Annotated in this window: 14 protein-coding genes and 1 tRNA gene; 2 read left to right on the top strand and 13 right to left on the bottom strand. The window is 72.6% G+C overall.

Annotated elements, in window-relative coordinates; genetic code table 11:
• Positions 1 to 22 precede the first annotated feature (22 nt).
• The 9 genes from CEQ11_RS07985 to CEQ11_RS07945 are packed head-to-tail and all read right to left on the bottom strand — an operon-like array spanning position 23 to position 9,694.
• Positions 23 to 418 carry an FKBP-type peptidyl-prolyl cis-trans isomerase gene (locus CEQ11_RS07985; RefSeq protein ID WP_067190578.1) on the bottom strand — a complete coding sequence of 132 codons (396 nt, stop codon included), beginning with the start codon at positions 416 to 418 and terminating at the stop codon, positions 23 to 25.
• A 30-nt stretch (positions 419 to 448) separates the two neighbouring features.
• Positions 449 to 1,582: an FKBP-type peptidyl-prolyl cis-trans isomerase gene (locus tag CEQ11_RS07980; protein ID WP_227718805.1), complete on the bottom strand. Its 1,134-nt coding sequence runs from the start codon at positions 1,580 to 1,582 to the stop codon at positions 449 to 451.
• A gap of 29 nt (positions 1,583 to 1,611) precedes the next feature.
• A complete protein-coding gene (gene pafA / locus CEQ11_RS07975; RefSeq protein ID WP_067190571.1) occupies positions 1,612 to 3,003 on the bottom strand; it encodes a Pup--protein ligase in 1,392 nt (463 codons plus the stop codon).
• Positions 3,000 to 3,197 carry a ubiquitin-like protein Pup gene (locus CEQ11_RS07970; RefSeq protein WP_067190569.1) on the bottom strand — a complete coding sequence of 66 codons (198 nt, stop codon included), beginning with the start codon at positions 3,195 to 3,197 and terminating at the stop codon, positions 3,000 to 3,002. Before CEQ11_RS07970 ends, pafA begins: the two co-directional genes overlap by 4 nt.
• Positions 3,198 to 3,245: 48 nt before the next feature.
• Positions 3,246 to 4,964, bottom strand: a complete 1,719-nt coding sequence (gene dop, locus CEQ11_RS07965; RefSeq protein WP_088478265.1) for a depupylase/deamidase Dop — start codon at positions 4,962 to 4,964, stop codon at positions 3,246 to 3,248.
• Positions 4,961 to 6,724 carry a proteasome ATPase gene (gene arc, locus CEQ11_RS07960; protein ID WP_067190565.1) on the bottom strand — a complete coding sequence of 588 codons (1,764 nt, stop codon included), beginning with the start codon at positions 6,722 to 6,724 and terminating at the stop codon, positions 4,961 to 4,963. The genes dop and arc overlap by 4 nt, the downstream gene beginning before the upstream one ends.
• A 29-nt stretch (positions 6,725 to 6,753) precedes the next feature.
• Entirely contained in the window at positions 6,754 to 7,818 is a 1,065-nt protein-coding gene (locus CEQ11_RS07955) for a tRNA (adenine-N1)-methyltransferase (protein ID WP_067190563.1), read from the bottom strand.
• A complete protein-coding gene (locus CEQ11_RS07950) occupies positions 7,815 to 8,981 on the bottom strand; it encodes a site-2 protease family protein (RefSeq protein ID WP_088478264.1) in 1,167 nt (388 codons plus the stop codon). The genes CEQ11_RS07955 and CEQ11_RS07950 overlap by 4 nt, the downstream gene beginning before the upstream one ends.
• Entirely contained in the window at positions 8,978 to 9,694 is a 717-nt protein-coding gene (locus tag CEQ11_RS07945; protein ID WP_067190559.1) for an HAD family phosphatase, read from the bottom strand. Before CEQ11_RS07945 ends, CEQ11_RS07950 begins: the two co-directional genes overlap by 4 nt.
• 43 nt (positions 9,695 to 9,737) lie before the next feature.
• Between CEQ11_RS07945 and CEQ11_RS07940 the strand changes: the two genes are divergently transcribed.
• Positions 9,738 to 10,688: a PAC2 family protein gene (locus CEQ11_RS07940; protein WP_067190739.1), complete on the top strand. Its 951-nt coding sequence runs from the start codon at positions 9,738 to 9,740 to the stop codon at positions 10,686 to 10,688.
• Positions 10,689 to 10,697: 9 nt separating this feature from the next.
• Here the strand turns inward: CEQ11_RS07940 and mshC are convergent, their stop codons facing one another.
• From mshC to CEQ11_RS07920, 4 genes are all read right to left on the bottom strand, one after another.
• Positions 10,698 to 11,972, bottom strand: a complete 1,275-nt coding sequence (gene mshC, locus CEQ11_RS07935) for a cysteine--1-D-myo-inosityl 2-amino-2-deoxy-alpha-D-glucopyranoside ligase (protein ID WP_067190736.1) — start codon at positions 11,970 to 11,972, stop codon at positions 10,698 to 10,700.
• Between the two features lie 28 nt (positions 11,973 to 12,000).
• Positions 12,001 to 12,834, bottom strand: coding sequence for an undecaprenyl-diphosphate phosphatase (locus CEQ11_RS07930; protein WP_070638349.1), 834 nt, complete (start codon positions 12,832 to 12,834; stop codon positions 12,001 to 12,003).
• Between the two features lie 100 nt (positions 12,835 to 12,934).
• Complete coding sequence (locus tag CEQ11_RS07925) at positions 12,935 to 13,177, bottom strand: hypothetical protein (protein WP_067190732.1); 243 nt, start codon at positions 13,175 to 13,177, stop codon at positions 12,935 to 12,937.
• 44 nt (positions 13,178 to 13,221) lie between these two features.
• Positions 13,222 to 14,583 (bottom strand): M20/M25/M40 family metallo-hydrolase, encoded by a 1,362-nt coding sequence (locus CEQ11_RS07920; protein ID WP_082739825.1) that lies wholly within the window; start codon positions 14,581 to 14,583, stop codon positions 13,222 to 13,224.
• A gap of 192 nt (positions 14,584 to 14,775) precedes the next feature.
• Between CEQ11_RS07920 and CEQ11_RS07915 the strand changes: the two genes are divergently transcribed.
• Positions 14,776 to 14,860, top strand: a tRNA-Leu gene (locus CEQ11_RS07915).
• Positions 14,861 to 14,907: the final 47 nt, after the last annotated feature.

Below are 14,907 nucleotides of genomic sequence, written 5' to 3'. Positions count from 1 at the left end.
CGAACGTGCTCTGCGCCGGTCGTCAGTCGACCGAGACGAGATCGCAGACGAAGATCAGCGTCTCGTTCGGACCGATGGCCGAGCCGGCACCGCGGGCGCCGTAGCCCAGGTGCGGCGGGATCTCGAGACGGCGGCGGCCGCCGACCTTCATGCCGAGCAGCCCCTGGTCCCAGCCGGCGATGACCTGGCCGACGCCGACGGTCAGCGGCAGGGGGGTGCCGCGGTTCCAGGAGGCGTCGAACTCCTCACCGGTGGACCAGGCCACGCCCACGTAGTGGACCTGGACGCGGGACCCGGCCTCGACGGCCTTGCCCGAGCCGGCGATGAGGTCTTCGACGACGAGCTCGGTGGGCGGGGTGTCGCCCGGGAAGTCCACCTCGGGCTTCGTGCGGTCGTAGTTGCGCTGTCCGAATGACATGGGGGTGTTCCTCTTCTCAGGTGACGGGTGTCAGCGGTCCGAGTCCTCGGAGTCGTCCTGCTGGGGCTGGGCCGGAGCCTGGGTGTGCAGGATGTCCACGACGAACAGCAGGTCCTCGTTCTTGCCGATGTTCGGCGGACTGCCGGCCTCGCCGTAGGCCTTCTCGGACGGCACGGAGACCAGCACGCGAGAGCCGACCTTCTGTCCGGCCAGGCCCTCCTTCCAGCCCTCGATGACACCGTCGAGCGAGAAGGTGGCCGGATCGCCGCCCTTTTCCCAGGAGCTGTCGAAGGTCTTGCCCTCGGACCAGGTGACGCCGGTGTACTGGACGGTGACCTGGTCGTGCTCGCCGACCTCCTCGCCCTCGCCCTGGATGAGGGGCTGCACCTTGAGGTCCTTCGGGGCGTCGCCGGAGGGCTTCTGGATCTTCGGGTGGCCGGACTCCTTGTCCACGGTGACCTTCGGGAGGGAGTCGTCGAGGTCGGTGACCTCCTCGCCCTGCGCCTCGGTCGGCAGGATGTCGTTCACGCGGAAGACGTAGAGCGCGGCGGGCATGTCCTGGCCCTGCGGCTGGCCGTCCTCACCCTTCTCGGCCTTCTGTTCGGGGATGTAGTACGCGACCTCCGCGCCCGGGGCGCTGGTGCGCAGCATCCGGTACAGCTCCTGGTTGGCATCCTTCAGGCGCTGGTTGAGCATGACGACCTCGGGACCGGTGGAGAAGTTCTCCCCCATGACCTCTCCGTCCTCCGGGTTCACGGCCACGGTGGAGACGGTGACGAGGTCGCCGTCCTTCGCCGGCTCGCGATCGGAGGTCTTCAGCACGCGGGTGGAGACCTCGTCGGCCTTGATCGGGGTGTCGGCCTGCACCACCGGCTCCTCGCCGTCCGCGGCGGACAGGGACACAGCCTCGAGCTTGTCGGTCTGGCCCACGCCGGTGCCGGCCTCGGCCCGCGTGTAGTCCTCGTCGTCGCCCTCGGCGTCCTTCTCGCCGCCGTCGCCGCTCTCGGCGGGGCCGGCGGCCGAGGCCTCGGCGCCGGACGGCGAGTCGCCCTCGGCGGGTGCGTCCTCGCCGGCACAGGCGGTGGCCAGCAGCAGCGCCGCCAGGGACATGGACAGGGCGGTCAGGGGCCTGCGGGAGCGGCCCAGCGGAATGATGGAAGTCATGGACTCCAACATACCCACGGAGTCTGGACTCAGGCTGGATCCACCACGCCGTCGAACAGCCTCTCCACGGCCGTGGTGGACGTGTCGAAGGGGTCCTTCATGGAGATGACGTGCAGGGGGTGTTCGTTGAGCTTCATCGTGGTCCAGTCCACGGCGTACGCGAGCTGACGCTCGCGGGCCCGGCGGATGAACGCGGCACGCACGGCGGCGCGGGTGCCGGACGGGGGCTCGGTGCGGGCACGCCGGGCCGCGGCAGGGTCGATCACGCGGTCCACGCGGCCGCGCTCGAGCAGCACCTGGAACAGGCCGCGGCCCCGGGCGAGGTCGTGGAACGCCAGGTCGAGCTGCGCCAGCCGGGGCGAGGACCAGTCGAGCCCGTGGCGGGCGCGGTAGTCCTCGAGGAGGCGGAGCTTGATGGCCCAGTCGATCCGGGTGTCGATGCCGCTGGTGTCCTGGGAGCGGACGGCCTCCAGGACCTCCTCCCAGAGGTCCAGGACCTGATCGACGCGGTCGTGGTGGGCCCCGTGACGCTCGACGAACGCGTGGGCGCGCTCGAGGTAGTGCTCCTGGAGCTCGAGTGCCGAGGCGGCCCCGTCGCGCAGCTGAAGCGGGGCGGTGCCGGTGAGGTCGTGGCTGGCCCGGCGGATCGCGAGGGTCGGATGGGGCATCTCCTTGTCCCCGAGAGGCCAGCCGGACTCGATCATGCGGAGCATCAGGTCAGTGGCGCCGAAGCGCAGCAGGTGGGTGTGCTCGGAGAGGTTCGAGTCGCCCACGATCACGTGCAGCCGGCGGTAGCGGGAGGCGTCGGCGTGGGGCTCGTCGCGGGTGTTGATGATCGGCCGGGACCGGGTGGTGGAGGAGGACACGCCCTCCTGCACGAAGTCGGCACGCTGCGAGAAGGCGTAGTGGGCCTGCCCCTGGCCCTCCGGCCACACGCCGGCGGGCACCACGCGGCCGGCGCCGACGAGGATCTGCCGGGACACGAGGAACGGCACGAGCGCCTCGGTGAGGCGCCGGTACTCACTGCGGCGGCGCAACAGGTAGTTCTCGTGGGAGCCGTAGGAGCTGCCGGCCGAGTCGGCGTTGTTCCGGTAGAGGTACACCGAGCCCTCGATGCCGTCGGCGTGCATGCGCTCCTCGGCCTGGGCGATCAGCTCCCGCATGATCTCGTCGCCGGCGGCGTCCGAGGCGAGCAGCTCGTCGATCGTGGAGCACTCGGCGGTGGCGTACTCGGGGTGTGAGCCCACGTCGAGGTAGAGGCGTGAGCCGTTCTCCACGAACACGTTGGAGGAGCGGCCCCACTCCACGACGGGGCGGAAGAGGTACCGGGCGACCTCCTCGGGACTCAGGCGACGTCCCTCAGGGTGCCAGTGCTGCACCCCGTACTCGGTCTCGAGCCCGAAGATGCGGCGGTCGTTCACTGGCCGCCCTTCTGCACGAAGCCCTTGACGAACTCCTCGGCGTTGGCCTCGAGGACGGTGTCGATCTCGTCCAGCAGCCCGTCCAGGTCGGCACTGGGCGCGGTGGAGGACTGCTGGGCCTGCTGCTGCAGGCCGGCGTCCTCGCCGCCGTCGCCGCCGCCCTGCTTCTGGTGATGGATGCGCTCCTGGGCCATGGGGTCCTCCTCTGGCGTGGGGTGAGGGTCTGGTCCGAGCCTACGCGCTCAGAACGCGCCCGTCAGGGCCGTGAGCGTGCGCATCAGCTCGGCCGCGTCGGGGGTGCGGCCGTCCTCGCCCCACCATCCGGGCAGGTCGGCGGCCCGGCCCCGCAGCGGCTCGACCAGCGGCACCCGGTGCAGGCGGTCGCCCTCCTGGGGGCGCAGCAGCACGTTGTCCCAGGCGGCGCCCACCACCTGGCGCGCATGCCGGGAGACCAGGCCGCCGCGGAGCCAGGCACGGGTGGTCGTCGGCGCAGTCCCGACGGCGGCCCGCACCTCGTCCTCGTCCGCCAGCACCCGCAGATGGCCGGCTGTGACCAGCCGCCGGTGCAGGGAGCGGGAGGGGGCCAGGTCCGTGTACTGCAGGTCGAGCATGCCCAGGCGGGGGTCGGACCAGTCCGAGCCTGTGCGGGCGCGCATGCCCTCGAGCAGGCGCAGCTTGGCGGCCCAGTCGGCCCGGTCGGCCAGGGACAGGGGATCCGCGGCGGCGTCGTCGAGGTCCTGCCGCCAGGCCGCGAGCACCTCGGCGGTGGCCGCGTCATCCACGCCGTGGGCGGCACAGTGGGCCTCGGCGGCATCGAGGTAGGCCCGGAGGATGTCGATGCCAGTGAGCGACGCACGGTGGCGGGTGCCGTCGTCGTGCACCACGGCGGCGGGCACCGCCGCCTGCAGGGACGGGTCCCGGCTGATGGTCTGGAGGGCGGCCACCGGATCCTCGAGCTCGATGCGCGGGGCGGTGCCGGCCTCGGCCAGGGCGAGCACCAGGGCGGTCATGCCCATCCGCAGCCAGGTGGCGTGCTGGGACAGGGTGGCGTCGCCGATGATCACGTGCAGGCGCCGGTAGGCGTCGTGGACGGCGTGCGGCTCGTCGCGGGTGTTGACGATGGGCCGGTGGATGGTGGTCTCCAGCCCCACCTGCTCCTCGAAGTAGTCGGCGCGCTGGGACAGCTGGAAGCCGGGCGTGGACCCGTCCGGGCCGATGCCCACGCGGCCGGCACCGACGAGCACCTGGCGGGCGGTGAAGAACGGCAGCAGGACGGCGGTGAGCTCGTCGAAGTCCAGGGCGCGGGCCACGAGGTAGTTCTCGTGCGCGCCGTAGGAGGCGCCCTTGCCGTCCACGTTGTTCTTGTAGATCCGCACCTCGGGGCTGCCCTCGCCGGCGGCGATGTGGTCCGCCGCGTCCTGGGCCACCAGGTCTCCGGCGGCGTCCCAGACCATGGCGTCGCGGGGGGTGGTGGTCTCCGGCGAGGAGTACTCGGGATGGGCGTGGTCCACGTACCAGCGGGCACCGTTGGCCAGGACGGTGTTCACGAGCAGGTGGATCGGCTCGCCGTCCTGGCCCGTGATGGCCTCGTCGGTGAGCTGGGACGGATGGGCGGCCGAGCGGGGCATGCGCCAGCCGCGGGCGTCCACCAGCGGGGACTCGGCCGAGTAGTCCCATTCGGTGCCGGCCACCGGCGTGCCGGCTCGGGTGGCCATGTCCGCGTAGGCGTTCACCAGCTCGAGGGAGAGCACGGTGTGGTGGGCCTGCGGGTTGGCCGGGGCGTGGGTGCCGAACTCGGTCTCGGTCCCCATGACGCGCCGGACACCCCAGCCGGCGGCGTCGCGGCCGTTCGGCGGCTCCTCCAGTCCGGAGGGCATGGTGTCCGGGAACAGCGGGCGCTGGCCCCGGAAGGCCGGGAACACGCGGGACGGCGCCGGGGTCGTCGGCTGCACCGGGCTCATGCTCCCGCCTCCCGGGCGACGCCGCCGGAGGAGGATCCGGTCAGCATGGTCAGGCCCGTCAGGTGCGGGCCGCGCCAGCCGGAGGTGCGGGCCCACTCTGCCGGGGAGACGGTGGCGAGCAGGTCGGCCTGATCCGCCAGCACGCCGTCCACAGCCTTCAGCAGGTGCACGGCGCGCACCCCGCGGGCGGCGGGGTCCTCGCCAGCGGCGAGCAGGTCCCGGACGGCGTGGCGCTTTGCCCGGTCCACCACGTCCGCCACCACGGCGCCGGAGACCAGGTCCGCCAGGTAGAGGACGGCGGTGCCGCCGGCGGCGTCCGTGAGCTCGGCCAGGGCCGTGCGCGGGCTGCGCTCGTAGAGGGCGTCCATGGTGCGCTCGATCAGGTCGGCACGTGCCTGCTCGGCGGAGCCGGCGTCCTCCACCTCCTCGTCGTGCAGCGGGATGGCCGCGGTGAGGTGCTTGCCCATGATCTCGGCGGCGCCGGTGCGGTCCGGGCGGTCGATGCGGACCTTGACGTCCAGGCGGCCGGGACGCAGCACGGCCGGGTCGATCATGTCCTCACGGTTCGAGGCGCCGATGACGATCACGTTCCCCAGGGACTCGACGCCGTCGATCTCCGCGAGCAGCTGCGGCACGATCGTCGTCTCCACGTCCGAGGAGACGCCGGAGCCGCGGGTGCGGAACAGGGACTCCATCTCGTCGAAGAACACCACCACCGGCGCCCCCGCGGAGGCCTTCTCCCGGGCCCGCTCGAAGATGATGCGGATGTGGCGCTCGGTCTCGCCCACATACTTGTTCAGCAGCTCCGGCCCCTTGATGTTGAGGAACACGGCCGGCTGCTGCGCGGTGGAGCGGGCGGACAGCGAGGAGGCGACGGCCTTGGCCAGCATGGTCTTGCCGGTGCCGGGCGGGCCGTAGAGCATGATGCCCTTCGGCGCCCGCAGGCCGTGCTCGGCGTAGAGCCCGGGGTGCAGGAACGGGACCTCCACCGCCTCCCGGATGCGCTCGATCTGGGCGCCGAGACCGCCGATGTCCGCGAAGGAGACGTCCGGGGTCTGTTCCAGCAGGACGTCCTCCACCTCGGAGAGCACCACGGTCTGCAGGGCCCACTCCTGGCGGGGGTCCACGGTGACGGCGTCGCCGTGGCGCAGGTCCGCCTCCGCCAGGGCCGGGCTGCGACGCACCACGCGCTCCTCGTCCGCGGCGCCGGCCACCACCAGGTCGCCGGAGTCCAGGACCTCCTTGACGCGCAGGATCTGCCCCGCACGCACCGAATCGGCGATGCCCACGACGGACTGGGTCTCGTCCAGCAGCACCTCCGAGCCCGGCACCAGCTTCGTGGCGTCCAGCAGCGGGGAGACGGCCACACGCATGCGGCGGCCGTTGAGCACCACGTCCGCTCCCCCGCGCACCACCGCGGCGGACTCCACGCCCTCGCGCGGCTGTCGGGGCAGGTGGACCTGTTCCAGCAGGGCGTAGAGGAACGGCGGGCGCGTGGTGGCCTCAAGGGCGTCCTTGAGGGTGGTGATCTCCTCACGGGTGTCCTCGAGCAGCTCGACCATGCGCCTGTTGTTGCGGCCCGCGGTCTGCAGCTGGGCCTCGGCGGCACGGCGCAGCTCAGACTGCTTCGAGGCGTGACGCTGCGCGGACTCCAGCTGCAGGCGCAGCCGCTCCGCGGTGCCCTGTGCGTCGGCGAGCATGCGGCCGAGCTCGGCCGCGCGCTCCTCGGCGGTGCCGGTGGTGGGGTCGTTCTGACTCATCGGTCCTCCTCGTGGGCTGAGGTGGGGGCTCAGGCAGGGTTGCCGTGCGCGTCCACACCCTGCTCGGCCTCGGCGGCACGGCGGGCGGTGAGACGGGCCTCCTTGAGGTTCTTGCGGGCCTTCTTGTCCGTGACCACGCGCTCGCCGAGGGCCTGGGGCGTCCAGCGGGACTCGTCCGAGGGAGTCCAGGCCTCCACGTCCTCGTCCTTGAACTCGGAGACCTTCAGGCGGCGCTTCATCCTCAGCGCCTCCTGCCCGGAAGCCAGGCGGCGGGCGGTCAGCAGGAACCCGGTGTGGGCCACCATGCGGTGGTCCGGGCGCACGGCCAAGCCGTCCAGGTGCCAGCCGCGCACGAGAGTCTCGTTCGCCTCGATCTGGGTGAACTTCCCGGACTCGCGGATCGCCTCGGCCACGCGGGAGAGCTGGGTGGCGGTGGCCACGTAGGTGAGCCACACGCCGCCGGGGGCCAGGACGGTGGCGACGGCATCCACGCACTCCCAGGGGGCGAGCATGTCCAGGACCACGCGGTCCACGGAGTGCGGCTCGTGCACCTGGAGCATCTTCTCCTGGGCGTCTCCGACGTGGATGGACCAGGCCGGGTGCGCGGCACCGAAGAAGGACTCCACGTTGGCACGGGCGATCTCGGCGAAGTCCTCGCGGCGCTCGTAGGAGTGCAGCCGGCCTGCGTCGCCGATCGCACGCAGCAGGGACATGGACAGGGCACCGGAGCCGACCCCGGCCTCCACCACCACCGCGCCCGGGAAGATGTCCGCCTGCTGCACGATCTGCCCGGCGTCCTTGGGGTACACCACCGTGGCCCCGCGCGGCATGGAGAGCACGAAGTCGTTCAGCAGGGGGCGGAGCACCTGGTAGTCGTGGCCCGAGCTGTTCTGCACCACCACGCCCTCCGGACCGCCGATCAGGTCGTCGTGCCGCAGCACGCCCTGGTAGCTGTGGAACTGCCCTCCCGGGATGAGGGTGATCGTGTTCAGCCGGCCCTTGGCGTCCTTGATCTGCACCCGCTGTCCGGCGCGCAGGGGCCCGCGGCGGGCGCTCACGCCGGTGGGTGCGGGCGTGGGGGTCTGCTCGGTCACTTCGGTGTTCTCCTTCGGTGCCTCGGCGGGCTGTGCTCGAGGGCGTTCAGGACGGCGGCGCGCGGAAGGATGCCCAGCACACGGCCGTCGGGGCGGACGACCGCCCACACCGCAGTGTCCGTGGCGGCGAGACGGTCGATCAAGTCGGGTCCGGACTCCGGATCGGTGCCCAGACGGAGCACCGCGGAGGCCGGGAGGGCGGCGGCGACCGCCGTGGCGGGGGTCAGTGCCCGCCGTGCCTGCGGCACGCGCCGCACGGCCTGGACGTCGACGACGGCCGGTGCGGCCGTCGTCGTGCCCTCGCCGACCGCCGGCTCCAGCACGACGGCGGTGCCCCCGGTCCGCAGCGCGGCCTCGGCGTCCGCCACGGTGGCGTCCGGGGCGAGGAGGACGGCCGGGAGCATCAGGTCCCCGACGGTGATGCGGGCGGCGCGGTCCTGCCAGCGTGCGGAGGCGATCGCTGCGTCCGCGCCACGGTACAGGCTCACGCCCACCAGGACCGTGAGGGCCACGACACCGAGGCCGGGGCGGGCGTCCGTCAGCAGCGGGACGGCGATCCCGCCGAGGACCAGGCCGGTGGCGAGGACACGACCGGCCCAGCCGGCGGCCACGGTGCCGCGGGGCCGGGAGCCGGTGGCGGCCCAGACCGCCGACTCGATCATGCGGCCGCCGTCCAGCGGCAGGCCGGGCAGGACGTTGAAGGCGGCCAGCAACAGGTTCGCGGTGGCCGCCATCGACAGCAGCAGCGCCGTGACGGTGCCCGGGGCCGCGAGGGTGCCGGCGGCGTGGGCGAGGCCGGCGAGCACGAGGTTGGCCGCGGGGCCCGCCAGTGCGGTGAGCACGGAGCCGAGCGGCCGGTCCACGGCGCGGACGAACTGGGTGTGCCCGCCCCAGCCGGACAGTTCGATCGCCTCCGGCCGGGAGCCGTGGGCGGCACCGACGGCGGCGTGCGCGAGCTCGTGGATCAGCACGGAGACGGCCAGGACGAGCACATAGCCGCCGGCGACGGCGTAGGCGGCCCTGCCCAGCGACGGGTCCGCCCGCTGCAGGGAGGGCCCGAAGATCACCAGCACGGCGGCGCCGATGAGCAGCCACGCCCAGCCGACGACGATGGGGGCTCCGCCCAGGCTGCCCAGGCGCAGGCCCGCGGAGGTACCGGTCACGAGGAATCCGCCGCGGATCCGGCGGCGGCGCCCGGCAGGACGGCGGCGAGATCGGCGACCGTGCGGCCCGCCAGGGTGTCCCACCGGACGGTGGCCGCGTCCGGATCCAGGGGCAGCACGCTGGGCACGCCGACGGTGGTCAGACCGGCGGCCATGGCGGCGCGGACGCCCACCGGCGAGTCCTCCACCGCCACGCAGCGGGCAGGGTCGAGGTCCCGGTGGCGCGCCCGCAGACGGGACAGGGCGAGGGTGTAGGCCTCGGGGTCGGGCTTGCCGCGGGAGACCTCGTCGCCGGTGACGGACAGCTCCAGCACCCCGGCGGGGGCGACGTCCAGCAGGGTCTGTGCCAACGGGGCATGGGACATGGTCACCAGGGCGCAGGGGACACCGGCTTCGCCGAGCTCGACGAGCAGCTGACGGGCACCGGGGCGCCAGGGGGTGTCCGCCGCAACGCCGCGAGCGACCTCCTCCATGGTCACCGCGATGATCTCCTCCTCCGGCAGGTCGAGGCCGGCGGCCTGCAGTCGGCGGGCGCCGACGTCCAGGGCCTGGCCGACGAGCGAGGCGGCCAGCTCGTCGGTCCAGGTGCCGCCGTGCGCGGCGACGAGGCGCCGCTGCACGCCGTTCCACAGCGGCTCGGTGTCCACGAGGGTGCCGTCCATGTCCCAGAGGACGGCGTCCGGCAGGGCGTTCCGGTGGGAGGCGGAGGGCATGAGCCCATCCTAGGCCAGGGGCCGACCGTCTAGGGTGGCGTCCATGAGTGAAGTGGAGTCCACCGAGAGGACCGACGACGAGCTCGGCCCGCTGCGCGCCTACCTGACCGCCACGGTGCCCGCCGTGGAGTCGGGCGCGCGGGCGCCGCGCGTCATGCTCGTGGCCTTCGAGGGGTGGAACGACGCCGGCCAGGCCGCCACCAGCGCCCTGGAGACGCTCGTCCGCCAGTGGGAGGCCTTCCAGCGCGCGGACGTCTGCACCGGCGAGTACTACGACTTCCAGGTCACCCGCCCCACCGTGCGGCGCGATGCGGACGGCATGGGCACCATCGAGTGGCCCGCCATGCACGTCCACGAGGCGGTGCTGGACGCCGACGGACGTCCGGTCTCCACCGAGGAGTGCGGCGCGGACGGGCTGCAGCTGCTGCTGTGCTCGGGCGTCGAGCCGAACGTGCGCTGGCGTGCCTTCACCCAGGAGATCCTGCAGGTGGCCGCAGACGAGGGCGTGGACGCCCTGGTGGTCGTGGGTGCGCTGCTGGCCGACGTGCCCCACACCCGTCCGATGCCCGCCCGGGCCTCCTCGCCGATGGGGGATGTGCGCGTCGCCGTCGGTGCAGACCAGCCGACCTATGAGGGGCCTACCGGCATCGTGGGGGTGGTCACGGACACCGCCGCGCGATCCGGCCTGCCGACGCTCTCCCTGTGGGGCATGGTCCCGCACTACGTGGCCCAGTCGCCCTCGCCGAAGACACAGCTGTCCCTGGTGGAGGCGCTCGAGGAGCTGCTCGGCGTCACCGTGGACACCGCCGAGCTCCAGGCGGACGCGGCGCTGTGGCGGCAGTCGGTGGACGAGGTCGCCCAGGACGACGCGGACATCGCCGCCTACGTGCAGCAGCTCGAGGAGGCCACCGACGCACGCGAGCTGCCGGACGCCTCGGGCGAGGCCATCGCACGGGAGTTCGAGCGCTACCTGCGCGGCCGCCGTCGTTCCTGAGCGGGCACCTCAGCGCAGGCGCAGGCCCAGCAGGGCGTCGGCCACGTCAGCGACGTCCACGTCCTGCCCGGCGCCGATCGGCTCCGCCTCGGGCAGCCGCTCCCCCACGGCCCAGGCGTCCAGCACCTGCAGTGCGGCCGGGGCGTCCAGGTCTGTGGAGAGGGCGGAGACCACAGCGGCGTGCACCGCGGCGCCGTCCCGGCGGGAGTCCTGCAGGAGCGCGGCGCGCCAGGCCGCGACCCGCTCCTGGGCGTGGGTGAGCACGTCCTCGGACCACTGCCAGTCGGAGCGGTAGTGGTGGTCCAGCAGCGCGGCACGGACGGCCACCGCCTCGACGCCGCGGGCGGTGAGGCGGGACACGAGCTCGAGGTTGCCCAGTGACTTGGACATCTTCTGCCCGTCCAGGGCGACCATGCCGGAGTGCAGGTAGGTGTGGGCGAGGTCCTTGCCGTCGATGCCGGTGGCGTGCGCGGCGGAGAACTCGTGGTGCGGGAAGCGCAGGTCCGAGCCGCCGGCCTGGACCGTGAACGGAGCCGGCAGCGTCCGGCGGGCGATCACCGAGCACTCGATGTGCCAGCCGGGACGGCCGCGGCCGAGCGGGCCGCCGTCCCAGACAGGCTCGCCCTCGCGGTGCACGCGCCACAGCAGCGGGTCGAGCGGATCCCGCTTGCCCGGACGCTGCGGGTCGCCGCCGCGCTCCGGGAAGATCTCGGCCATCTCGGCGTCCGTGTGCGCCCCGACCGAGCCGAGGCGCCAGCCGGTGGTCCGCTCGGCGGCGCGGGTGTCGAAGTAGACGTCCCCGTCCGGCTCGCCGTCCCGGCCCGGCACGGTGTACCCCAGGCCCGCGTCCACGAGCGCCTGGACGCCCTCCACGACGGCGGGGACCGTCTCCGTGACGCCGAGGTAGTGGTGCGGCGGGAGCACGTTGAGGGCGGTCATGTCCGAGCGGAACAGGTCCGTCTGCTGCTCGGCGAGCCACTGCCAGTCCACGTCCGTGGCCGTGGCCCGCTCCAGGAGCGGGTCGTCCACGTCGGTCACGTTCTGGGTGTAGGTCACGGCCAGGCCGGCGCCGAGCCAGTAGCGGTGCAGCAGGTCGAACGCCACGTAGGTGTTCGCGTGGCCCAGGTGCGTGGCGTCATAGGGGGTGATGCCGCAGACGTAGAGCGAGGCTGAGCCCTCCGGGTTCCCGGGACGGCGCAGCGTGCCGGTGGCGGTGTCGTGCACCCGCAGGGTGTCCGGATGGGCCGGGAGCGTGGGCACGCCGGGGACGGACCAGGACTGCATGGAGGCCTTTCGAGTCGGAGGCGGTGATTCAGGCGCTGATGAGGCCGGTGCCGAGCATCACGTAGAGACCGAGGCCCAGGGCGATGCGGTACCAGACGAACGGCATGAAGGAGTTCTGGGTGATGAAGCGCATGAGCCAGGCGATGACGGCGTAGCCCACCGCGAAGGCGATGAGGGTGGCCAGCAGAGTCTCGCCCATGCCGTACGGGCCGGCGGTGGTCGGGTCGCCGACGGACTTGAAGAGCTTGTAGAAGCCGGAGGCGAACACCGCCGGCACGGCCAGCAGGAACGCATAGCGGGCGGCGGCTTCCCGGGCGTATCCGAGGGCCAGGCCCATGGTGATGGTGCCGCCGGAGCGGGAGACTCCCGGGATCAGGGCGAGGGCCTGCGCGAAGCCGTAGAGGATGCCGTCGCGGACGGTGAGCTGCTCGAGGGGCTTGCGCTGGCGGCCGAAGCGGTCGGCGAGGGCGAGGAGGATCGCGAAGACGATCAGCATGGTGGCGGTGACCCACAGGGACCGGAACTCGGTGTCGATCCAGTCCTCCAGCAGCAGGCCGAGGATCGCGATCGGCAGGGAGCCGAGGATGATCAGCCAGCCCATGCGCACGTCCGGATCGGAGTGCGGGACCTTGCCGGACAGCGCCCTGCACCACTGCGCGATGATGCGCGTGATGTCCTTCCAGAAGTAGATCAGCACGGCCAGCTCGGTGCCGATCTGGGTGATGGCGGTGAATGCCGCACCCGGGTCCGCCGCGGAGGGCAGGAACTCGCCCACGATGCGAAGGTGCGCCGAGGACGAGATCGGGAGGAACTCCGTGAGGCCCTGCACCAGGCCCAGAATGACTGCTTCGATCCAACTCACGGGGTCACTCTACGGCACGGCGACGGCCCTGCACCGGGGGCGACGCGCAGGTGTGAACACCCTCTCTGAAAAGGAGGGGCCTCTGGGAAGCCGGCGGCGGTCAGTCCTCGAGGTCGTCGAGCTCCTCGTCGTCGTCATCGTCGTCCTCGAACACTTCGAGCGGGGTGACCTCGCCGGTGCTGGCGTAGAGGGCGTCCTCGTAGGCCTCGAAGGCGTCGGCGATCGAGAAGAACGCGGCCTCGACGGCCGGGTCGTCCTCGCCGCGGCTGTTCTGGACGGCGACCAGGTGCTCGTTGAAGGCGGCGACGAGGGCTTCGAGGGCCAGGCGCGGGTCAGTGCTCATGCGCTCACGGTACCCCCGTCGCGGCGGGCACGGAAGCCCTGCTCTCAGCGCTGCGTCTCTCGCGGCTCGAGGATCCGGGCCAGGACCCGGCAGCCGAACTCGAGGGCGTCGATGGGCACGCGCTCGTCGATGCCGTGGAACAGGGAGGTGAAGTCCAGGTCCGGGGGAAGGCGCAGCGGTGAGAAGCCGTAGCCGGCGATGCCCAGGCGGGACAGGTGCTTGTTGTCCGTGCCGCCGCCGAGCATGAAGGGCAGCACCTCGGCATCCGGGTCCTCCTCCTGCAGGGCCGTGGCCATCAGTTCCACGAGGTCGCCGGAGAACGGGGTCTCCAGGGCGATGTCCCGGTGCTCGTGCTCCACCTGCACCTTCTCCCCCGCCAGGGTCTTGAGGACCTCGAGCGCCTCCTCGTCCGAGCCGGGCAGGGTGCGCATGTCCACGGTGCCGGTGGCGGTGGACGGGATGACGTTGTGCTTGTATCCGCCGCCGAGCCCGGTGGGGTTGGTGGAGGTGCGCAGGGTGCCGGCGACCCAGGTGCCGGCGTGGCCGAGGGCCTCGAGCTGCGGGGTCGGGTCCTGCTCGTCGAACTCGGTGCCGGTGAGCTCGGCGACGGTCTCGAGCAGCTGGCGGGTGGTCTTGGTGTACTCCAGCGGCCACTCGTGGGTGCCGATGCGCTGCATGGCGGCGGCCAGGTGGGTGACGGCATTGTCCGGATGCGGGGCGGAGCCGTGGCCGGGGCGGTCGACTGCCTTGAGGTTCAGCCAGTGGATGCCCTTCTCCGCGGTCTGCACCAGGTAGGCGCGGGTGCTCCCGATCTCGGTGGAGAACCCGCCGACCTCGCTGATGGCCTCGGTGCAGCCGGCGAAGACCTCGGGGTGCTCCCGGACCACGTGGCCGGCACCGTAGACGCCGCCGGCCTCCTCGTCGGCGAAGAAGGCGACCGTGAGCGGACGGCGCGGGCGCTGTCCGGTGCGGGCGAAGTGCAGCAGCGTGGACAGGATCATGGCGTCCATGCCCTTCATGTCCACGGCGCCGCGGCCCCAGATCATGCCGTCCTTGATCTCCGCGCCGAACGGGTCGACGCTCCACTCGGAGGCGTCGGCGGGGACCACGTCCGTGTGCCCGTGCAGGATCAGCCCTGGGGCGTCCGGCTCCCAGCCGGGCAGGTGGCCCACCACGGACACGCGCCCGGGCGAGGATTCGAAGAGCTGCGGCTCCATGCCGGCGGCGCGCATGAGCTCGGCGCAGAGCTCGGCGGCCTCCGGCTCGCCGACGGACACGTTGCCGCCGCGGTTGGTGGTGTCGATGCGGATCAGGTCGCGGCAGATCTGGACGACATCGCGGTACGGGGTCTGCTCCGCACCGGCCTCGGCGTCGGTCGGGATGGTCTGTGCGCTGTTCTCGGACATGCCTTCAGGCTAGCGCCGGAGCCGATCCGCCGTGGCCGGCGGTGTCCCGCGGCGACTCATCATGGCTGGCCGAGACGGCCCGACGACGGTGCCTCACCTGCGTTTTGGCGGTCGCCGAAGCACCGTGGTACAGTTCTCGAGTTGCCCGCGCAGGGCATGGCGGAACGGCCACGGCCGGGTCCGCAACAATGAGCGCGAGTGGCGGAATTGGTAGACGCGCAGCGTTGAGGTCGCTGTGTCCGATAAGGACGTGGGGGTTCAAGTCCCCCTTCGCGCACTGCTCATCGAGGCGAAGGCCCCGGCAGAACTGCCGGGGCCTTCGCC

Source organism: Micrococcus sp. FDAARGOS_333 (assembly GCF_002206575.2).
In the GTDB taxonomy this organism is placed as follows: domain Bacteria; phylum Actinomycetota; class Actinomycetes; order Actinomycetales; family Micrococcaceae; genus Micrococcus; species Micrococcus lylae.
Note: the sequence above shows the minus strand (reverse complement) of the source record. Positions and strands in the feature narration are given on the sequence as shown.